At 69.4% G+C, this 20,751-nt stretch carries 12 protein-coding genes and 2 pseudogenes; 3 read left to right on the top strand and 11 right to left on the bottom strand.

Annotated features, from left to right (window positions below):
• Positions 1 to 1,939 (top strand): non-ribosomal peptide synthetase (locus A5622_RS06425; protein WP_197507959.1); only part of this gene is annotated, 1,939 nt, incomplete at its 5' end.
• An 8-nt stretch (positions 1,940 to 1,947) separates the two neighbouring features.
• Positions 1,948 to 3,513: an acyl-CoA carboxylase subunit beta gene (locus A5622_RS06420; protein WP_156748756.1), complete on the top strand. Its 1,566-nt coding sequence runs from the start codon at positions 1,948 to 1,950 to the stop codon at positions 3,511 to 3,513.
• A gap of 71 nt (positions 3,514 to 3,584) precedes the next feature.
• Here the strand turns inward: A5622_RS06420 and A5622_RS06415 are convergent, their stop codons facing one another.
• The 11 genes and pseudogenes from A5622_RS06415 to A5622_RS27900 form a co-directional block, all read right to left on the bottom strand.
• Positions 3,585 to 5,366 (bottom strand): acyl-CoA dehydrogenase family protein, encoded by a 1,782-nt coding sequence (locus A5622_RS06415; protein ID WP_066877376.1) that lies wholly within the window; start codon positions 5,364 to 5,366, stop codon positions 3,585 to 3,587.
• Positions 5,367 to 5,564: 198 nt separating this feature from the next.
• Positions 5,565 to 6,014 carry an FHA domain-containing protein gene (locus tag A5622_RS06410; protein WP_066873087.1) on the bottom strand — a complete coding sequence of 150 codons (450 nt, stop codon included), beginning with the start codon at positions 6,012 to 6,014 and terminating at the stop codon, positions 5,565 to 5,567.
• A 120-nt stretch (positions 6,015 to 6,134) separates the two neighbouring features.
• Entirely contained in the window at positions 6,135 to 6,650 is a 516-nt protein-coding gene (locus tag A5622_RS06405; protein WP_066873084.1) for a hypothetical protein, read from the bottom strand.
• 171 nt (positions 6,651 to 6,821) lie between these two features.
• Positions 6,822 to 10,061 (bottom strand): arabinosyltransferase domain-containing protein, encoded by a 3,240-nt coding sequence (locus A5622_RS06400; RefSeq protein ID WP_066877374.1) that lies wholly within the window; start codon positions 10,059 to 10,061, stop codon positions 6,822 to 6,824.
• 77 nt (positions 10,062 to 10,138) lie between these two features.
• On the bottom strand, positions 10,139 to 13,465 hold the full coding sequence (locus A5622_RS06395; protein WP_066877372.1) for an arabinosyltransferase domain-containing protein: 3,327 nt from the start codon (positions 13,463 to 13,465) through the stop codon (positions 10,139 to 10,141).
• A gap of 67 nt (positions 13,466 to 13,532) precedes the next feature.
• Positions 13,533 to 14,156 (bottom strand): maleylpyruvate isomerase family mycothiol-dependent enzyme, encoded by a 624-nt coding sequence (locus tag A5622_RS06390; protein ID WP_066873078.1) that lies wholly within the window; start codon positions 14,154 to 14,156, stop codon positions 13,533 to 13,535.
• Positions 14,153 to 14,638 (bottom strand): SRPBCC family protein, encoded by a 486-nt coding sequence (locus A5622_RS06385; protein ID WP_066877370.1) that lies wholly within the window; start codon positions 14,636 to 14,638, stop codon positions 14,153 to 14,155. The genes A5622_RS06390 and A5622_RS06385 overlap by 4 nt, the downstream gene beginning before the upstream one ends.
• Complete coding sequence (locus A5622_RS06380; protein ID WP_066877368.1) at positions 14,635 to 14,958, bottom strand: helix-turn-helix transcriptional regulator; 324 nt, start codon at positions 14,956 to 14,958, stop codon at positions 14,635 to 14,637. Before A5622_RS06380 ends, A5622_RS06385 begins: the two co-directional genes overlap by 4 nt.
• A 99-nt stretch (positions 14,959 to 15,057) precedes the next feature.
• Positions 15,058 to 18,336, bottom strand: a complete 3,279-nt coding sequence (locus A5622_RS06375) for an arabinosyltransferase domain-containing protein (RefSeq protein WP_156748754.1) — start codon at positions 18,334 to 18,336, stop codon at positions 15,058 to 15,060.
• A gap of 6 nt (positions 18,337 to 18,342) precedes the next feature.
• The gene (locus A5622_RS06370; protein ID WP_066877364.1) at positions 18,343 to 20,364 is read right to left on the bottom strand and encodes a galactan 5-O-arabinofuranosyltransferase; all 2,022 of its coding nucleotides are present in this window, start codon (positions 20,362 to 20,364) and stop codon (positions 18,343 to 18,345) included.
• A gap of 2 nt (positions 20,365 to 20,366) precedes the next feature.
• A pseudogene (locus tag A5622_RS27900) lies at positions 20,367 to 20,519 on the bottom strand (decaprenylphospho-beta-D-erythro-pentofuranosid-2-ulose 2-reductase); the annotation flags it as partial.
• Here A5622_RS27900 and A5622_RS06365 point away from each other — a divergent pair.
• Positions 20,511 to 20,751: pseudogene (locus A5622_RS06365) on the top strand (SDR family NAD(P)-dependent oxidoreductase); the annotation flags it as partial. The pseudogenes A5622_RS27900 and A5622_RS06365 overlap by 9 nt on opposite strands.

The raw sequence follows: 20,751 nt of genomic DNA, 5'->3' as shown, positions 1-20,751 counted from the left end.
GTCCGAGCAGCGCGCGGTGCCCGGTGCGGGCGCGCGGCTGGTGACGACCATGACCCGGCACCCGGGCGGCGCCTCGGTCCAGGTGCACGCCCGCATCGACGAGTCCTTCACCCTGGTCTACGACGCGCTGGTATCGCGGGCCGGTCAGAGCGTGGCGGCGTTGCCCACCGCGGTGGGCGCAGGTGCGGCCATCGCCGCGCCGACCACGACCGCCGCGGTCGAGGCACCCGAGGCGCCGGCCGAGGACGCCGACGCTGAGACGCTGTCGGACAGCCTGACCAACCGCTACCTGCCGTCCAGCGTGGGCCGCTGGTCACCGGATTCCGGCGAGACCGTCGGCGAGCGGCTGGGGCTGATCGTCTCGGCGGCCATGGGCTACGAGCCCGAGGACCTGCCGTGGGAGGTGCCGCTGATCGAGCTGGGCCTGGACTCGCTGATGGCGGTGCGGATCAAGAACCGCGTCGAATACGACTTCGACCTGCCGCCAATCCAATTGACGGCCGTGCGCGACGCCAACCTGTACGCCATCGAGAAGCTGATCGAGTACGCGGTCGAGCACCGCGACGAGGTCGAGCAGCTACACGAGCACCAGAAGACGCAGACGCCCGAGGAGATCGCCAGGGAGCAGGCCCAATTGCTCAGCGGGGCCACGCCGACGACGGCCGCCGCACCGGCGCCGGACCCGCAGGCCGAGCCCCAGACGCAGCCCGAACCACCGCCGTCGGACGCCACCATCCCGCCGCCTCCGACGGACCCGTCGGGCCCGAAGGGCGCGGCGACCAACGGTGCGAAGCCGGACCTGGCCGCGGCGCTCAGCCAGGAGGCGGTCGCCAAGGCGCTGAATTCCGATGTGCCGCCGCGCGACGCCGCCGAGCGGGTCACCTTCGCCACCTGGGCGATCGTGACCGGCAAGTCGCCGGGCGGCATCTTCAACCCGCTGCCCAAGCTCGACGAGGACACCGCGGCCAAGATGGCGCAGCGGCTCTCCGAGCGCGCCGAGGGTGACGTCACCGCCGAGGACGTCCTGACGTCGGACACCATCGAGGCGCTGGCCGAAAAGGTGCGTCAGTACCTGGAGGCCGGGCAGATCGACGGCTTCGTCCGCACGCTGCGGGCGCGCCCCGAGGGCAGCTCCAAGCCGCCGGTGTTCGTGTTCCATCCGGCCGGCGGGTCGACCGTCGTCTACGAGCCGCTGCTGAACCGGCTGCCCGCGGATACGCCGATGTACGGGTTCGAGCGCGTGGAGGGCACCGTCCAGGAGCGGGCCGCCCAGTACGTGCCGAAGCTGTTGGAGATGAACGCGGGCAAGCCGTTCATCCTGGCCGGGTGGTCGCTCGGCGGCGCGCTGGCCTACGCGTGCGCGATCGGTCTGAAGCGCGCGGGCGAGGACGTGCGCTTCGTCGGGATGATCGACACCGTGCGCGCCGGCGAGGAGATCCCCCAGACGCAGGAGGAGACCCGCAAGCGCTGGGACCGGTACGCGAAGTTCGCCGAGCGCACCTTCAACGTCGAGATTCCGGCGATCCCCTACGAGCAGCTCGAGGAGCTCGACGACGAGGGCCAGGTCAAGTTCGTGCTGGACATCGTCCAGCAGAGCGGTGTGCAGATCCCCGGCGGCATCGTCGAGCACCAGCGGACGTCCTACCTGGACAACCGGGCGCTCGAGACCGTCCAGATCGAGCCGTACGACGGCCACGTCACCCTGTACATGGCCGACCGCTACCACGACGACGTCATCGAGTTCGAGCCGCGGTATGCGATCCGCCAGCCCGACGGCGGCTGGGGCGAGTACGTGGCCGACCTCGAGGTGGTGCCGATCGGCGGCGAGCACATCCAGGCCATCGACGAACCGATCATCGGCAAGGTCGGTGCTCACCTCTCCGACGTGCTGAATAAGGTGGAGGCCGAAACCAGTCAGACGAGTGAGGTAGGCAAATAGTGACGGAGATGGCGCCGGCTCCCATTCAGCACACCACCGCCGAGAAGCTGGCCGAGCTCTACCGTCGCTTGGAATTGGCCAAAGAGCCGGGCGGTGAGAAGGCCGTCGCCAAGCGCGACAAGAAGGGCATCCCCAGCGCCCGCGCCCGGGTGCACGCGCTGGTCGATCCCGGCACCTTCCTCGAGACCGGGGCGTTGGCCAAGACGCCCAACGACCCGAACGCGCTCTACGGCGACGGCTGCGTCACCGGCCACGCCATGATCGACGGCCGGCCGGTCGGGGTGTTCTCCCACGACCAGACCGTGTTCCAGGGCACCGTCGGCGAGATGTTCGGCCGCAAGGTCGCCCGCCTGATGGAGTGGTGCGCGATGGTCGGCTGCCCGATCATCGGCATCCAGGACTCGGGCGGCGCCCGCATCCAAGACGCCGTCACCTCGCTGGCGTGGTACGCCGAGCTGGGCCGCCGCCACGAGGCTTTGAGCGGTCTGGTGCCGCAGATCTCGCTGATCTTCGGCAAATGCGCTGGGGGAGCGGTGTATTCGCCGATCCAGGACGACCTGCTGGTCTCGGTGCGTGACCAGGGGTACTTCTTCGTCACCGGGCCCGACGTCATCCGGGAGGTCACCGGTGAGGACGTCACCCTCGACGAGCTCGGCGGCTCGGATGCGCAGGCCCGCAACGGCAACATCCACCAGGTGGTGAACTCCGAGGCCGAGGCGTTCCAGTACGTCCGCGACTTCCTGTCGTTCCTGCCGTCGAGCGCCGTCAGCGAGCCCCCGATCGTCAACCCTGGCCTCGAGCCGGAGACCACCCCGACCGATCTCGAGCTCGACTCGATCGTGCCGGACTCGGACAACATGGCCTACGACATGCACGAGATCCTGCTGCGGATCTTCGACGACGGCGACTTCCTCGACGTCGCCGCGCAGCACGGGCCGGCCATCATCACCGGGTTCGCCCGGATCGACGGGCGCCCGGTCGGCGTGATCGCCAACCAGCCCATGTACCTGTCCGGGTCGATCGACAACGAGGCCTCCGACAAGGCGGCGCGGTTCATCCGGTTCTGCGACGCGTTCAACATCCCGCTGGTGTTCGTGGTGGACACGCCCGGCTTCCTGCCCGGTGCCGAGCAGGAGAAGAACGGCATCATCAAGCGCGGCGGCCGGTTCCTGTACTCGGTCGTGGAGGCCGACGTGCCGAAGGTGACCATCACGGTCCGCAAGTCTTACGGCGGCGCCTACGCCGTGATGGGATCCCGGCAGCTGACCGCGGACTTCAACTTCGCCTGGCCGACCGCGCGCATCGCGGTGATCGGCGCCGAGGGGGCCGCGCAGCTGCTGATGAAGCGGTTCCCCGATCCCACCACCCCCGAGGCGCAGCAGATCAAGAAGGACTTCATCGAGGGTTACAACCTCAACATGGCGATCCCCTGGACCGCCGCCGAACGCGGATTCATCGACGCGGTCATCGACCCGCACGAGACCCGGCTGCTGCTGCGCAAGTCGATGAAATTGTTGCGGGACAAGCAATTATGGTTCCGCACCGCCCGTAAGCACGGGCTCATCCCGATCTAGGCCTCGAGCCTCAACGCGAGCAGACGCAAAAGCACCCAAAAACGCTCATTTTGAGGCGTTTTCGCGTGCTTTTATGTCTGCTCGGCGGCGAATGCGCCGTCAACCAGTTCGTCGAAGCGCTCCAGCGCCTCGTCGGAGTCGGCGTCGATGCCGCGCAGCGCCCCGCGATCGGCGAGATGGCGCTGCGCGTACAGGCCCGCGACGAGCGCCTTGCGCTCACCGCCCCGGGTCGCGCGCTCCCACGCCGCCTGCTCGATCAGCAGGGCGCCGGCGTAGACGTCGCCCATGAATTGGGCCAGCGGGAACAGCCGGGCCTCGGCCGTCTCCCTGTCGAGTTTGGTCCAGGCGGTGATCGCCGCGTCCAGGTCCTCGATCCGCCCGGCGACCAGCCGGGTGGTTTCGCCGTCGTCGGCGACCGACACCGCGTCGCGCAGCCGCGCCAGCAGCGTCTCGTGCGCGCGGCTCTGCTCGATCCCGCGCCGCACGTCCAGACACAGAATGTTGTCCGGCCCCTCCCAGATGGTGTTCACTTGCGCGTCGCGCAGCAGCCGCGCCGCCGGCCAGGTCTCGATATAGCCGTTGCCGCCGTGGATTTCAATCGCGTCCGAGGCCGCGGTGATCCCCAGCCGGCACACCCTGAGCTTGGTGATCGGCACGGCGATGCGCTGCCGCATGCTGCGCGGCTGACGATGGTTGGTGGCGCCGGTACCGTCGAACACCAGCGCCTGCGCCGCCTCGACGTCGACGATCAGCTCGGCGAGCTTGCGCCGCATCAGTGGCTTGTCGATCAGCGCGCCGCCGAACGCCCGGCGTTGCCGGGCGTAACACAGCGATTCCACCAGGGCGCGCCGCGCGTTACCGAGCGCGAACAACGCGATGCCCAGGCGCGCGGCGTTGGTCAGCTCCATCATGCGTCCCAGGCCCTTGCCGTCGGACGGCCCAGCGGCGTCGGTGGGCTCGCCGGACAGCAAAAACGCTTCGGCGTCGACGAATTCGACCTCGCCGGAGGCCACCGAGCGGGTGCCCAGCTTGTCCTTCAGCCGTCGCACCCGCACGCCGTTGCGGGATCCGTCGCGGCGGGTGCGCAGCACCAGGAAGTTGGCGACGCCGCGCGAAGAATCCGGTGCGCCTTCGGGTTTCGCCAAGACGACGAACGCCTGCCCGGCGCAGTTGGACGCGAACCACTTGAAGCCGTTCAACAACCACGCGTCACCGACGCGCCGGGCGGTGGTCTCCAGCGCGCCCAGATCGGAGCCGCCGGTGCGTTCGGTCAGCAGCTGCGCCGTCTCGCCGGCCCACTCGCCGGAGGCGAATTTGGCCGCCACGTGCTCGGCCACGTCGGGCGGCGCGTAGGCGGCCACCAGCGACTGGACCATGCCGCCGCCGGTGCCCAGCGCGCAGCCCATGCCGATATCGGCTTGGTTCAGCAGGTAATTCGAGGCGAACATGGTCAGCGACGAGCTCATCTTCGCCTCGCGCGCCTCGGTGCGCAGCGCCCGCTGGGCGTCCAGGACCGCCCGCTTGGATTGCGTGAAGGAGGCCGGCATGACCACTTCGCTGATGTCATGACCCCACCGGTCGTAGCGCTGCAGCCGCGGTGGGTTGCGATCCGTCTCCTCGGCCCACCGCGCCACCGGACCGCCCATCAGCTCCCCGATGCGGGTCAAATGGCGTTCGGCCAGCGCGAGTTCGTCCGGCTCGAGGTAGTAGGCCATGGTGAACTGCAGCGTGGGATCGGTGAGGTACCAGTTGAGTCCCACCGCGCCGCCGTAGTTCTCCGTCGCGTAGCGCTGCGATTTCTCGTCGGTGGAAAACGGCAGCCGGTCCACCGCCTCTAGGGCGTAGTCGCTCATGGGTCAGACGCTACGCGCCGGGCCGGTCGTCAGGCAGTAGCCCGCAAGCGGGCGCCGCGGGCGATTCGGGTCAATATGATCCGGCCACTGGTGCCGAACCGCACGGAAATGATCGGCCGGAACTGAATTTGCCGATGCGTACCCGGATGTCGTCGGCACTGTGCCCGGGGTCAGCGGTCACGAATCCCCTCGTCGCTGTTACGTCGGCTGGGCGGTGAGGAAGATCAGCCTGAAGTTGCCGACCTGGAGCACGTCGCCGTTGGTCAGCACCGCGGAGTCGACGGCGGCACGGTTGAGGTAGGTGCCGTTGAGGCTGCCGAGATCGACGACGCGGAATTCGCCGTTCTCGGAGTGGAATTCGGCGTGCCTGCGGCTGACCGTGATGTCGTCGAGAAAGATGTCGCTGGCCGGATGCCGGCCCGCGTTCATGACCGGCTGGTTCAACACGAATCTCGCCCCGACGTTGGGGCCCCGCTTCACGACGAGCATGGCCGAACCGCGGTCCAAGTCCGCCGCCGCCTCGGCGACGGCCGATGACATGTCGACGTCGTCGCGGGCGTCGGCGCGCAGCAGGGAACCCATGTCGCCGGTGGCATCATCGGCCGCGGCGATTCGCTGCTGGCTTGTGTCCCTGTGCGACGCCGACACCGCTCCCTCCCCAGATTTCCTCGGATACTCCCATCGCAACATTTGACTCAAACGTCAAAATAGGGCCGGAAGTCCCCGCTTCACCCGCTCGCCCGGCGCCACCGCGCGGGCGCGCGGCGGCTAGGACCGCACCGGCACCACGAACTCGGAGGTATAGAACTCCGCCGGGTTCTGGGAGTTCGCATTAGGCCGCTCGATAATCACCCACACGCCGGTCGTGCCCGGCCGAATGGTGTCAGCAACGGTCGCCGTTGCGTTTCCTGCCCCGTCGGTGACCATGCTGGTAAATGCGGTTCCCGGGTCGCCGGGGCCGCAGGTCGATGAGGACGGGCGGGGTTCTTCGATGAGGCCGACGTCGAATTGCGCGCCCGGTTCGGGCGCGTCGACCAGGTGCACCTCGGCGACCGCCCTGGATCCGCTGGTGCGGACGATGGCCGAACCGGTGCCGAGCATCGGGCCGGGTACTTTGGGGGCGATGCTGATCTTGCTGAAGTCGCATCGCCGCAGATAGGTGTCGAAAACGACGGTCGTGCCGCCGCCCTCGGCGGACGCGGTGCCGACGGCCGAAGCCGCGGCGGGGGTGATGACCGCGGTGGCCGCGGCCGCGCAGGTTCCCAGGCGTGTCAGTGTGTGCATTCGGCCACCTCGCTCCGCGGTGTGAACTGGATCACAGCGGAATGAGTATTCACCCGAGATTGGCGGTATTAAACCTTTGCCCGGTAATTACCCGGGCGTTAATTCATTGCGCTATTCCACGCCGAATAACCACGCGCAAAACCATTTCGGCGCCGTATCTTCGGCGTTCCGCTAGGGCTTGATGCGGATCGGCCCGGGTGACCACCATCCGGTGCGGGTGGCGGTGCCCAGGTCGAGCTGCGCCGGGTGGGCGTCGGCGATGGTGTCGAACTTGCGCAGCGATCCCCAGTCGCGGCCCCAGTCATGGGACAGGTATGTCGACATCACGTGGGCCCGCAGCAACAGGTCGGTGATGCCCAGCAGGCCGCCGTTGACACCGTCCTGCCAGGTGTCGGTGTCCTGCTTCTTGGCGTTGTAGTCCGGGGTGATGCGGAACTCCGGGATGTCGGTGACGCCGTTGGAGTGCAGCATCGGCTGCTGGCACGGGAACGCCAGTCCCACCGCCCAGTCCATCAGCACCGGCCGCTTGGAGCCGACGTACTCCTGCAACGACCGCAGCTCAGGCACCCGTGGCGGAGTCAGCGCGATCCAGTCGTCCGGTGTCAGGGACAGGTCCTCGGCAACCACCCGAACCGCGACCGCGTCGGCGGGCATCGCCGAACGCGCGAAGCGCAGGTTCCGCCACACCTTCGGCTGCTCGCCGTACAGGTCGTAGGGCACCAGCCGGCCGGCCGGCTGCACCGCGCCGCCATTGCCGGGCCTGCCGAATTCCAGTTCCACGGTCTGGCCGCTGGTGTGGCCGTGCAGGATGCTGTTGCCGGCGATGGTGCCCGCGGCGGTCACCACCACCAGCGGGTGTCCGTCATCCGGCTTCGGCAGCTGGTACCACGCCGACGTGAGCCGGCTCTGCTGCTGCGCGCCGGTGGTGTAGCTGCCGGCCAGCGGCACCCGGCCGGCGTCAAGGCCATACGGCAGCGGCACCGTCGAGCCGTTGACGCCCGGGGCTTTCAGCTTGGTCGGCGCATCCCAGTCGTAGTCGGTGCCGGGCTGCGGCACCTCCGTCTCCTTGATCGACTCGGCCAGGGTGCGGTCCGGTACGCCGTTGGGCGTGAATCCCGTTGGGCTGACGCCACCCAACGGCCCGAGCGGGCCGTAATTGTCCGGCTCTCCTGTTTTGAAAGGCGCCATGAAGCCGGCATTGCTGTCGGGCTCGACGAGCACGTCGTCGGCCAGCCCGCAGCCGCCGCTGAACTCCCGCAAGTTGTCCCAGGCGTTGGAGTAGGTGGGGTACTGGCGCACGATCCCGGCCACCATCGAGGCGATGAAGACGAACGCCATGAAGCCGGCCGCAAGGGGGATGGGCGCGGCGGTCAGCGCCCGCGCCAGCCGTCCTTCGCCGCGGTCCCTGGGCGCGAAGTGCAGGTACGCCGCGTAGAGCGCGACGATCACGAACAGCGCGAAAAAGACGGTGCTGATGCTGATTCCGTGGATCCGCGGCATCACGTTGTTGAACGGGACGCCGAAGCTCGACACGTACCACCAGCCGTTGGTGGTGGCGAAACACAGGGCCAGCACGAACAGCAGCGCCGCCAGGAAGGCCATGCGGTTACGCGACCAGCGCAAGCTCTCGTGCGACACCAGCACCGTCGTCAGCGCGGCCATCGCCGCTCCCACCGCGGCGAACAGCCCGAAGTGGTGCACCCACTTGGTGGGGGTGAACATCAGAAAGAACATGGTGCCGAAGATGACGCCCATCAGCCGCCAGGCCGGCCCGCGCGCAACACCGGGAATTCGCTTGCGCCGCAACATGATAAAGACCGCGGTGAAGAGGCACAGCGCGGCGATCAGGAAGCCGAAGCGGCGCGACAGCGAGCCGTCGACGGTCGGCAGGATCAGGTAGTAGTAGCGCAGGTTCTCGGTGTACCAGGCCTGGCTGGGGCCGATCGAGGTGCGAATCCTGGTGGCTTCCAACACCGTTGACAACGTCTGATCGGCGAACACCACCGTCAGGATGACCGTGCCGGCGGCCAGCATCGGCGCCACCAGCGGCCAGGTGCCGACCAGGCGATGGCGTTTCACCAGAATCCGCAGGATCGGGCGGCCACCGGCGACCAGCGCTGCCACCGCGATCAACCCGGTGGGCTGGACGCCCAGGGTGAAGGCCGCGGTGATGACGGCCAGCGCGGCGGGGGTGAGCCGGCTGTAGCGCATGGAGCGCTCGATCAGCACGTAGGTGATCAGCGAACCGACGGCGATGATCGGCTCGGGCCGCAGGCCGTTGTCGAACGGCATCCAGGCCGTCAGCAGGACCATGCCCGCCGCCCAGTTCGCCGCCTTGCTGGCGGCCACCGCAGGGCCGAGCCGGGGTAACACTTCCCGCGAGAGCAGTAGCCAGCACACGATCCCCGCGATCAGGTCCGGCAACCGCATCCACAGGCTGGCGTCGGTGACGTGGGTCATCAGTGCCAGCAGGTTGTAGTACCAGCCGAAGGGGTCCTCGGGGCTACCGAACCAGCGGAAGTAGTTCGACATGTAGCCGGCGCGATCGGCCACCCGGGCCATGCCCAGGATGTAGCCGTCGTCCGACGAGTTCGCCCCGATCACATGCCACAGCACGAAGCCGGAGATCACCGTGACGTCGGCCAGGGTGAACGTGCGCCAGTTCGCCGGAATGAGCCGGCGCATCCGGTGACCGTCCAGCTGATCGAGGCGCCACAAGGCGATCAGGGCGACGATGGTGGAAACGATGGCCAGCACCATCGCGGCCAGCTTCAAAGTCGTTGGGGTGGTGGAGAACCGGGTGTCGATGGTCGCCGAGAGCTGCAGACCGGCCGGGGCCGGCCCGCTCAGGTCGGTGAACACCCCGACGATCTGTGGCCGCAGGTTCGGGTCGGGGAAGCCGCCGCCGAGCGGCTTGCCCGCCGGGTCGGTCAGCCCGACGAACGTGGCGAAGGCGCCCGCCTTCGTCGAGGTGATCTCGATGCGCTGACACTGTGCCGACTCCACCTGATCGCGGGCCGCGCTGGCGATCACCACGTTGCGGTCGGTGACGTCGACGCGCTTGCCGTTGACCACCACGAACAACGCGTTGAGCGCGGCGTCCTTGCCCTTCTTGGGCGCCGTGCTGAGCACGACGCCGCCTTCCGGTGGCAGGCCGCGCACCACCGAGCACGGCACGGTTACCTTCACGTCGACCGGGGTGAGCGAAATCAGCGGCGCGGTAACGCTGTTCAGCTGGCCGTTCTGCGGCCAGTTCAGCGTCGCGGTGGTCTGCACGACGGGCAACAGCGGGGTGGCGATCGACAGGATGAAACCGATCAGCCCGGCGACCGTCGCGACCCAGCGCGTCACCCGCACGTCCTGGCGGGACAACGCTTCGCGCTCGCGCTTGTCGACGGTCGTGACACTCATTTGCTGGTCGGTTCGCGACCCGTCCCCCGCAAGCGGGAGGTGCCCCCGGCGCCCGGCTTCGCCGCCCTTACGATCGCTCATGGCAGCGCCCGAATCGGTCCCTGCCGGCTCCACCCGTGCACTGTCATCACACCCTGTTCGATTGTGGCGTCGGGCGCCTGATCAGCCGGCACCAACCGGAAATACTGCTCCACGGATCCCCAGTCGCGATGCCAGTCACCCCGCAGGTACGTCGCGATCGTCGAGGTACGAAGCATCGCCTGAGTGATCAGGAACGGACCCCCGTCCTCGCTGGCCTCCCACCCGTTCGACGACGCGGCCGTCTGCTTGTGGTCGGGCAGGATGCGGTATGCCGGTAGTTCGGCAACGCCAAGGTGTTCGGAGAACGGCCGCTGGCACGGGAAGTTCGCGGCCGTGGCGATGTCCATCAGCACGGGGGTCTGCGACCCCATCAACTGCTGCAGGGTCTGCAGCACCGGGACGCGCGGCGGCGTGATCGCGAACCACTGGTCCGAGCTCAGGTTGGGGTCGTAGGCGACGATGCGGGCCACGTTGGCCTCCGGTGGCGCCCAGGTGAGCGGGAACCGCAGGTTGCGCCACGCCGGCTCCGGCCCGATGTCGATCGGATACACCTGTGCCAGCGGCTGGGTGGTGCCGTCGGGACGGGCGACGCCCCACTGCAGTTTGAGCTGCTGCCCATAGGTGAAGGTGCCGTCCTCCTTGTACGACCAGATGGCACCGGCCGCCGTCACCACCACGATCGGCCGGTCCGGGCTACGCGGCGGCAGTTGGTACCACGCCGAGGTCGCGGTGGCGGCCAGCGAGTTCTCGCCGTAGCTGCCCATCACCGGGGTGCGGGCCGGGTCCAGGCCGAACGGCAGCGCCGCGTGCGACCCGTTCACCCCGACGGGGCCTTTGCCGCCGGCCGTCCCCGCGGAGTCGGTCATGGTGGCATTGGGTTTGTTGGGTGAGCCGGTGGAATTCACCACGCCCGGCTTGGTGACCACCGGGTACGACCTCAGGTCGTCGCCCACGCCGTCGTGTTTGAAGCCGACCGGGTTGACACCGCCCAGCGGGCCGTCCGGCCCGAACGTCTGCCCGGGCGCCGGCTGCAGCATGCCGGCGTTGGGGTCGGGCTCGGCCAGCACGTCGTCGGCCATGGCGCAGCTGGTCTTCGACAGCCCCGAGCTGATCGCGGCGAGGTTCGCCTTGCCGGTGGTGTAGAGCGGATAGCGGAACACCGCGCCCTTCGTCAGCGACGCGACTTCGCCGACGACCATGATGGTTGCGACCACCAGCAGCGGCGTCGACGCCAGCACCCGGTTGCGCCGGTTGTCCTTGACCTCGGTGTGCCCGGCGTAGTCCATCCGGAAGTGCTGCCAGGCGGCCAGCAGGCCGGTCGCGATCGACAGCGCCAAAAACATCGACGTCACCGGGTGGCTGGCCACGACCGGCTGGATGTCGTACCACGGCACCCCGTAGTTGCCGACGTAGAACCAGCCGTTGATGCCGGAGGTCGCCACCGCCAGCACGAACAGCAGGGCGGTCACGTACAGGGTCAGGTTGCGGCGGTTGTGCAGGCCGATCCGGGCCAGGGCGAATGCGGTGACCGCGCCCAGCGCGCCGGCCAGCCCGGCGAACGCACCGAACTGGACCGCCCACTTCGTCGGGGTGAACGTCAGCAACAGCAGGCCGAACGCCGTGGTCCCGATCAACCGCCACGCCGGGCCGCTGGCCACGCCCGGGATCCGGCCGCGACGCAGCAGGGTGACCAGCATGCCGAACATGCACAGCAGCAGCACCAGCACGGCGAATCGCCGGGCCATCGACCCGTCGGGGTTCGATTCCACCGTGAGGAAGTAGTAGCGCAACCAATCCTGGTACCAGGCGATGGTCGGGCCGACCTTGTACTTGATGCGGGCCGATTCCCCGACCGTGGCCAGCGTCTGACTGCGGAAGACCACCACGAGGATCAGCGACGCCGAGGCCGCCAGCACGGCCAGCGGTGCGAGCAGGCCGTCGCTTTGCCGGCGGCGCCGGATCGTCTGGGCGACGGCGCGCGCCCCGGTCAGCAGCGCGGCGACGGCGATCAGGCCCTGCGGTGCCAGCGTCGCGCTCAGCAGCGCCACGATGATGGCCACCGCCGCCGGGGCCAACCGACGCAGCGCGATCGCCCGTTCCACCAGCATCCAGGTGACCAGCACGCCGAGGGCGATCAGCGGTTCGGGCCGCAGTCCGTTGTTGAACGGCAGCCACGCCGCCACGAAGACCGCGCCCGCGGTGAACACCGCGACCCGGTTGGCCGCCAGGCCGCCGCGGCCGGGTCCGAGCCGGCGCAGCACCCAGTGGCTGATGATCAGCCAGCAGCCGATCGCGGCCAGCGTGGCGGGCAGTCGCATCCACACGCCGGCCGTGCTGACGGAGGCCATCTTGGCCAGCAGGCTCAGGTACCAGTCGAAGGGAGCGTCGGTGGTGCCGAAGTAGCGGTAGTAGTCGGCGATGTAACCGGCGCCGGGGGCGACCCGGGCGATGGCCAGGTTGTAGCCGTCGTCCGACGACGTGGCGCCGATGATGTGCCACAACAGCAGCGTGGCGGTGACCCCGGCGTCGGCGATCCACGTCGCGATGCCCACCCGCCGCCAGTTGGCAAGGTGCGTGCCGGGGCGATACCGGGAGAGCCAGGCGATCGGGGAGCGCCAGTTGAGCAGGGTGCTGCCGCCCCGGCTGCGGCGGTCCAGCACCGCGAGCGCGATGATGGCCGTCAGCACCGCCAGGGCGCCCAGGGCCATCACGATTTCCTTGAGGACGGTGGGCGCGGTGATGAAGCGGGTGTCGATGTCGATGCGGGCCGACAGCCCCGGCCCCGCGGGCACCTTCATGTCGGTGAAGACGCCGCCCACCTGGGGTTTCTTTTCGGGCGACAGGATCCCCGAGGCGCCCGGTATGCCGACGAAGTCCGCGCCGGTCGCGCCGGCGTCGGCCCAGACGTGCAGCACGCTGCAGCCGCCGGCGGCGACGGCCGAGCGTTGCGCGACCGCGGCCACGGTGTCGCGGAACGCGACGACGACGACGTCCGTGTTCGCCCGCACGAACAGCCCGTTCTTCCCGGCGTCCATGCCACCCGGCGGCAGCGTCGCGACGACCAGGCCGCCACCGGCGGGCAGGGTGGCGATGTCCGGGCAGGGAATGGAGATGTCCAGCGCGCGGGGCGCCCCGGACACCAGCGGCGCGGTGATCTGGCTGACGTGCCCGTCCGTGCTGCCCTGGGGCCACAGGACCGTTGCGGTGGTCTGCCGCACCGGAAGCAGCGGGACGGACAGGCACAGCAGCAGGCCCACGATTCCCGCGATGGCGGCCACCGACCGGGGGATCCGCTGCGATCGCTCTTTACCGTCGTGGGGCACGAGGCTCGATCGTAAGCGACGCTGCTTTGTCCGATGAGGACGCGGGGCCGCGCGTGCACCGGGGACGCTATCCGCGGACTCGGCCCGCCAGCGTGGCCAGCCCCGGACCGTCCAGGTCGGCCAGGGCGGCCGGACGCCCGGTCATGGCCAGCAGGAGCGCCTCGCCGGGGCCGGTCACCTCGGGCCCGTCGCCGTGCGTCCACTCGACGTCGGTGGCGCGCAGGCGCAGGCCCCGGATCCTGCGTCCGGCGCCGAGCCGGGGATTGCCGGGCACCAGCGGAAGGATCCGCTCGAGCCGATCGGGCGGCACCTGCCGCGGCCGGTCGAGCGCGCGGCGGATGTCCTGGTGATGGATGGTGCCGTCGACGAGCGCGATCATCCCGCCGAAACCCGCTGTCAGTCCCCGCGGTTGGAGGTGGCCGCGCAGGAATTCCAGCAGCTGTTGCGGGGTCAGGGCCGCGAATTCGTCGACACCCACCTGGTTCGCCCGCACGATCGCGCCCTTGGCGAACCGTTTCAGCAACCCCAGCGCGCCCAGCTCCTCGTAGCTGATCACATGCGCGACAACGTCTTTGACGCTCCAGCGGGTGCACAGGGTGGGCGCCTGCCAGTCTTGCGGCGCCAGGGTGGCCAGGAATTCGGCGAGGTCGGCCCGCTCGGCGCGGGCCATGGTCATCAGGTCGGCGCTCATCGCGGATCACCGCCGACGATCAACTCCCGGTACCGGCCGAGGTACAACGGCCAACCCGCGTCGCCGTCGACGCCGTCGGCGACGGACTCCCAGCCCGGCCCGTGCCGGTCCAGGTGGCGGTGTACGAGGTCGACCCGGGTGCGTTCGCCGGACTCGGCGGTGAAGCGGACGTCGACCTCGCTCGTCTTGGCCGGGTCGGTTTCCAGCTGCCATGTCGGACCGATGTCCCAGCTGAATACCACGCGGTGTGGCGGCTCGTAGACCAGGATCCGCGCCCATCGGCACACGCTGCCGTCGACGCCTCGGTCGTAAATATGGCCGCCCACTTGGGGTTCGAACACCGTCTCGGCGATCGGGACCGCCAACAGGTTGTGCTCGCGCGGCTTGAACGCGCCGAACTGCTCGGTGAAGACGGCGAACGCGCGCTCGAGGGGGGCGTTGACGACGATGTGGTGGTTGACGTTTCCAATCCGCTGGGTCATGATGCTCCCTCGTTCATCTCGTCGATGGTCTGCGCGTAGCCGGCCAGCGCCTGTGTCCAGAACCGGTCGAGGTCGGCGCGCAGCGCCTGCAGGCCGGCCGGATCGAGCTGATAGACGCGGCGGGTGCCCGCGGCGCGGTCGCGCACCAGCCCGGCGGACTTGAGCACCTTGAGATGCTGGGACACCGCCGGTCTGCTGACCGGCAGGTCGCGGGCCAACTCGCCGACCGCCGACGGGCCGTGGGCAAGACGCTCCACGATGGCCCGCCGCGTCCCATCCGCCAGTGCCAGCCAGACGTCACCCGTTTGGTAAGTGACCACGAACCGTAAGTCTAGGCTTACCGACGGCGGACGGCAAGGGTCGGCCCGCGCGGGCCGTCGCACCCGTGCGGCGAAGCCCTCGAGAAAAGTGCTGTGCGCCTAGGTTTTACGCAGCGGTGCCGGGCCCCACAGGCCGCTGCGGGTGGCCGTCCCCAGCAGCAGGTGGGCGGGCTGCGCGTCCGGGTAGTAGGGCGTCAGCCGCTGCAGCGAACCCCAGTCGCGAGACCAGTCGTCCTTGAGGTAGGTGGCCATCGTGGTCGCCTTGACCAACAGCTCGGTCACCCCCAGCGGGCCGCCGCCGTTGTTGTCCATCACCGGCGAGTTGGCCTCGGCGCCGAATCGGTCGGGCAGGATGCGCCATCTCGGCGTCTCGTCGACGCCGTTCTGGTGACCGAACGGTCGCTGGCACGGGAAGGCGAGCCCGACGAGCCAGTCGAGGAACACCGGGTCGGCGGAGCCCACCACGTCCTGCAGCGTGCGCAGCTGCGGAATCCTGGGCGGGGTCAGCGCGATCCAGTGCTGCGGGGCCAAGTCCTCGTCGTCGGCGACCAGCCGGATCTGGGTGGCCGAGCTCGGGATCGCCGACAGTGGCAACCGCAGGTTGCGCCAGGCCGGCGACGCCCCCACGTCGGCGAATTGGAACGAACCGCCGGGGTGTCCGCCGGCCGCCTGATCGTCGGTGGCCCACTGCACCTGGACCTCGCGGGGGTCAAAGCGCCCGGCGGCGCTCACCACCAGCAGCGGGCGCGCCTTGTCGCGCGCCGGCAGTCGATACCAGCTGGACCGCAGGTGCGCGGGAATCTGGATGCCCGAGCGCCAGCTGCCGAGCACCGGCGTGCGGGCGGGATCGAGGTTGAAGGGCAGCTGGGCCGACGAGCCGTTGATGCCCGGTGCCGGGGTGGTGCCGCCCTCGGTGCCGGCCTGGTTGCTGCCGGTCTTCTCCTCGTCGTTGACGAAGCTGCGGTCACCCGGCCGTTCCATCACCGGGTCCGCGCGCACGTCGGCGGGAATTCCGTTGGGCGTGAAGCCTTCCGACAGGCCGGCGCCCAATGCGTCGGCGACCGAAGCGTTCACCGGCGCCAGCATGCCGGCGTTGGGCTCCTGCTCCACCAGCACGTCCTCGGCCAGTCCGCACGACTTCCCGGTCAGCGCTTGCAGATTGGAGCGACCGACCGACCATGCCGGATACTGGTCGGTCATCGCCAGGGTCAGCGAGGCCACCTCGAACACCACCAGGACCCATGTGGCAATTGCCAAGGGGGACTGGATGATTCCGGCCACTCGGGCGCCCAGCCGGGTTCTGGGCGGCCCGTTGTCCGGGGCGACGAAGTGGAACCAGGCGGCCAGCAGCAGCACCGCCGCGGTCAACCCGAGCAGCGCGGTGGCGAAGGCGTAGTGCCAGGCCGGGAACTCGTTGGACCAGGGCACGCCGAAATTCGAGACGTACCACCAGCCGTTGACGCTGGCGAACGACAACGCCACCAGGAACAGCACCACCGCGGCGTACACGGTCCGGTTGCGCCGCGACCGCATCGCCACCGCGGTCACCGCGACCGCGGCCAGCGCGCCCAGCGGTCCGGCCAGCCCGGCGAACACCCCGAAGTGGTGGGTCCATTTGGTGGGGGTGAACATCATCGCGGCGAAGGAGATGATGGTGATGCCGACGATGCGCCGGCTCGGCCCGGCGGCCGTGCCCGGAATCCGGCCCTTGCGCAACGACATTGCCACCGTGACGCCGAGCGCGAGAACCAGCGCCAGTACGGCGAAGCGGCGGGCGACCGACCCGTCCGGGCTGGCCATGAACAGCCGCTCGTAGCGAATGTGTTCGTCGAACCAACTCAGGCTGGGGCCGACGGCCCGCTTGAGCATGCTGGCCTGGATCTCGCCGGTCAGGGTCTGGTCGCGGAAGATCAGGATCGCGGTGACGGTGGCGGCGGCCAGCAGCGGGGCTATCAGCGGCAGCGCACCGAACCGCGTGGAGCGGCGATGCAGGATGGTCCGCAGCGGCCCGATCGCGACCAGCAGCGCGCCGATCGAGGCGATGCCCGTCGGCCCGGAGAACAGGGTCAGCGCGCCGATGATGCAGGCGATCGCCACCGGCAGCAGCCGGCTGGTGGCCACCGCGCGTTCCACCGAGCACCAGGTCAGCAGGATGCCCAGGGCGATGATCGGCTCGGGCCGCAGGCCGTTGTCGAGCGGCAGCCAGACGGCCAGGAACATGCCCGCGGCGGTCCAGGCCGCGGCCCGGTTCTGTTTGACGGCATGACCCAGCCGGGGCATGACCTCGCGGCTGATCACCCACCAGCACGTCAGCGCCATCACCAGGGTGGGCAACCGCATCCAGACGCTGGTGGTGCTCACGTGGGCCCACAGCGCCAGCAGGTCGTAGTACCAGCCGAACGGCGCTTCGGGCGTGCCGAACCAGCGGTAGTAGTTGGCCATGTAGCCGGCGTGCTCGGAGACCCGTGCCATGGTCAGGATGTAGCCGTCGTCGGACGTGTTGGCGCCGACGAAATGCCACCACACCAGCACGCCGATCACCAGCGCGTCCAGCCCGCCGATCGACCACCAGCGGGCCGGTAGGAAGCGGCGGTGCCGGGTGCCGTCTGCGGTGTCGAGAATGTGCAGCGCGACCAGGGCGGCGGCGGTCAGCACCAGCCCCAGGATCATCGCGGCCATCTTCAGCGGGGTGGGGCTGCTGCTGTAGCGGGTGTCGATGGTCGCCGAGAAGTGCAGGCCCGACGGCGCCGGTCCGCTCAGGTCGGTGAAGACCCCGACGATCTGCGGCCGGAAGTCGTAGCCGCTTTTCTCGCCGCGCAGCGGCGAGCCGGGATGCTCGGCGTTGGGTCCCTGCGTGAGTCCGACGAATTCGGCCGTGACCTTCTCGGCGTGCGCGGTGAAGGTCAATCGCTGGCAGGCCGGACTGAGCACCTCGCTCAGCGGAGCGGTCACCACCGGGACGTTGCGCACCACCAGCACCAGGTCGTTGTTGGCGCGCACGATCAGCAGGCCCCGGTCGACGGCCTTGGGTGCCTGCTTGGGCACCGTCGACAACAACACCGTCTTGCCGGCGTTGCCGGGTCCGGCCAGTCCGGCGGCGGCGTCACACGGGACGGTGATGTTCAAATCGGTGGCCACGTAGCCGATCAGCGGGGCGTCGACGCTGCCGAAGGTGCCGTTCTGCGGCCAGTTCAGTTGGGCGGTGGTCTGGTTGACCGGGAGCAGCGGGGTGGCGATCGCCAGCAGCACGCCGAGCAGCCCGGCGACGGAGGCAACCAGCCGGGCGATCCGGTGATTCGCTCCCGTGTCGTTCACGGAGCTAGATGCTAGTTCTTCGGCCGTTTGAGGCCCCGTTTGAGGCGTGGTGTCGGTGCTCATCAGCGGTTACGCCCCCGGCTTGCGGATGGCCAGCACGAACGGGCCGACGCTCTGGACGGCGAAACGCGGGCTGTCGAACAGGGCGCCGCGCAGATCGACGGTGTAACGCCGCACGTTGGGCTGGTTGGGGTAGACGTCCTCGGCCAGCCGCAGCGTGTAGTTGCCCGCGGCGCCGCGGCGCATGAGGAAAACCGTGGGCGGGGGCCAGGGGCAGGTGTCCAGGGCATGGAGCAGCTCGTCGGCGGTCTTGAGGTTGGACCACTTGTTGATCTGCGCGGCCCGCAGGTCGAACTGCGCGAGCGGGTTGGCGTAGTGCGAGGTGAGGCCCTGAAATCCCCAGTACGGGTAGAAGGACAGGAAGCTGTAGTCGGCGGTCATCACGACGGTCTGATCGCGCGGCTTGCCGGTCACCTGGGTGATGGCGTGATCGATTGTGGCGTAAAACTTCTCGGCGCTGGGCGGGCGGCGGTCCCCGCGTTGGCCGTGACCGTCGGTGTCGGTGTAGGCGATGGTGAGGTCGGGCCGCAGCACGTCGGGGATGTCCTGGCTGAACGCGATCGCGGCGGCCAGCCCGATCGCGCCGGCCACCGGGGAGACGGCGCGGCCCCAGCCGCGGTCGCGGCCCGCGGCGGCCAGCGCCTGGGCGAGTTCGACGAAGCCGAACGCCCCGGCGGCGACCAGCAGCACGCTCAGGGTCGGCTGCAGCCGGAAGGACAACAGGGTGGTGCGCGCCAGCGTGGTGAGCATCGACAGCAGCGACCACAAATAGATCGCCAGCACGCCGATGGCCAGGGCGCCCGCCCGCACCGACGAACGGGCCCGCACCACCAGCCACAGGGTGCCGATCAGGCAGACGACGCCCAGCAGCGTGAACTGCAGCATCGGAAACGTCAGCTGCGCGCCGTCGGCCGGCAGGTAATGCTGGGCGCTGCCGGTGTTGCTGATCGGGTTGTGCAGTGCCCGCAACACGAACGGCAACCAGGTGGTGCAGGCGATCACGACGGCGATGCCGGCGATGACGGCCAACCGCCGCAGCGGATCGAGGGCGGCCTTGACGCCGCCGCTGTGCCGGTTGCGCCGCCAGCGCACGCCGGCCAGCCACAGGGCCATCAGTGCGACCGTGAACGCGGTGAACCCGAACAGCAGCGTGTACCAGGTGGCCGTCCAGCCCAGAAACAGCCCGGCGGCGATCACCGCGCTCCACCCCGCACGACCAGGCGCGTCCGGCTCCGCGCGCACCCCTGCCGCGAGTGTGAAGTTAGTTTCACGCTCGGAATCGACTGTGCAGTTAGTTTCACGCTCGGCGTCAGGAGCGCGGCCAGTCCCGCGCTCACCGGCGCGCAGGCCCGACCAGGTCAGCACCAGCATCGGCGGCAACAGCACGGTGATCATCGCCGAGTACGGCTCGGGCGAGCCGTAGGCCAGCGTCACCGCGGCCGTCGCGGCGGTGACGATCAGCGCGTATTCGAACCGGACCAGGCGCCACCACAGCACCAGCGCGACCGCGACCGCGATGGTGATCGACGTGATGGCCCACGGCTTGAAGATCTCCCACGCCGGTGTGCCGCCGAGCGCGGCGGCGCGCCCGCCGATCCAGAACCAGCCCGGCGGGTAATACGGCGGCAGCCCGAGGTAGGTCATGTCGCGCAGGGCGGGGCTGTCGGCGAGCCGGGTCACGTACTCGGTGCGGAACTGCTGGTCGACGGAGATGCCGAACAGGTACAGCTTGGTCGCCCCCAACGGCATGCCCAGCGTCACCACGGTGAACGCCGACACGAACACCAGCCCACCCAACCGGGTCAACCACCGGCCGCGGGGACGGCTGCAGCGCCGCCACGCCCAGCCGACGGCGACCAGCCCGGCCAGGCAGCCGACCTGCCCGACGGTGGTCAGGGCGTGCAGTTGATTGGAGGACGGGAACGCCGGCCATTGCACCCGGGAGATGGCGATCAGCGAGACCACCGCGACGGCTACCGCGACCAGCGCCGCCAAGGCCATCTGGCCGAGGGTGGCCAGCGCGTTGCGCATGATCAGATGGGAAGCTTGCGGAAGATGGGACGCGGGACGTGTCGCAACACCATCATCACATAGCGGAATGCTGCTGGTGCCCAAACCAATTCCTTACCTTTGGCGGCCGCAGTCACCGCGAGGTTGGCGACGTATTCCTTATCGACGGTGAGCGGGTGCGGCGGTCCAACTTCGTCTACGGCTCCACCAAGGCCGGGTTGGACGGATTCTATTTGGGGCTCGGAGAGGCGTTGCGTGAGTACGGGGTTCGCGTGCTGGTGATCCGGCCCGGCCAGGTGCGTACCCGGATGAGCGCGCACGTCAAGGAAGCCCCGCTCACCGTCGATAAGGAATACGTCGCCAACCTCGCGGTGACTGCGGCCGCCAAAGGTAAGCAATTGGTTTGGG

This window comes from Mycobacterium sp. 1245801.1, from assembly GCF_001673055.1.
In the GTDB taxonomy this organism is placed as follows: Bacteria; Actinomycetota; Actinomycetes; order Mycobacteriales; family Mycobacteriaceae; genus Mycobacterium; species Mycobacterium europaeum_A.
This window is presented reverse-complemented; position numbering and strand designations above follow the sequence as displayed.

Excerpts from the sequence above, each read along its gene's own strand:
- A5622_RS06420 (WP_156748756.1), top strand. The coding sequence starts at position 1,948 with ATGGCGCCGGCTCCCATTCAGCACACCACCGCCGAGAAGCTGGCCGAG.
- A5622_RS06415 (WP_066877376.1), bottom strand. The coding sequence starts at position 5,366 with ATGAGCGACTACGCCCTAGAGGCGGTGGACCGGCTGCCGTTTTCCACC.
- A5622_RS06405 (WP_066873084.1), bottom strand. The coding sequence starts at position 6,650 with ATGCACACACTGACACGCCTGGGAACCTGCGCGGCCGCGGCCACCGCG.
- A5622_RS06400 (WP_066877374.1), bottom strand. The coding sequence starts at position 10,061 with ATGAGTGTCACGACCGTCGACAAGCGCGAGCGCGAAGCGTTGTCCCGC.
- A5622_RS06390 (WP_066873078.1), bottom strand. The coding sequence starts at position 14,156 with ATGAGCGCCGACCTGATGACCATGGCCCGCGCCGAGCGGGCCGACCTC.
- A5622_RS06385 (WP_066877370.1), bottom strand. The coding sequence starts at position 14,638 with ATGACCCAGCGGATTGGAAACGTCAACCACCACATCGTCGTCAACGCC.
- A5622_RS06375 (WP_156748754.1), bottom strand. The coding sequence starts at position 18,336 with ATGAGCACCGACACCACGCCTCAAACGGGGCCTCAAACGGCCGAAGAA.
- A5622_RS06370 (WP_066877364.1), bottom strand. The coding sequence starts at position 20,364 with ATGCGCAACGCGCTGGCCACCCTCGGCCAGATGGCCTTGGCGGCGCTG.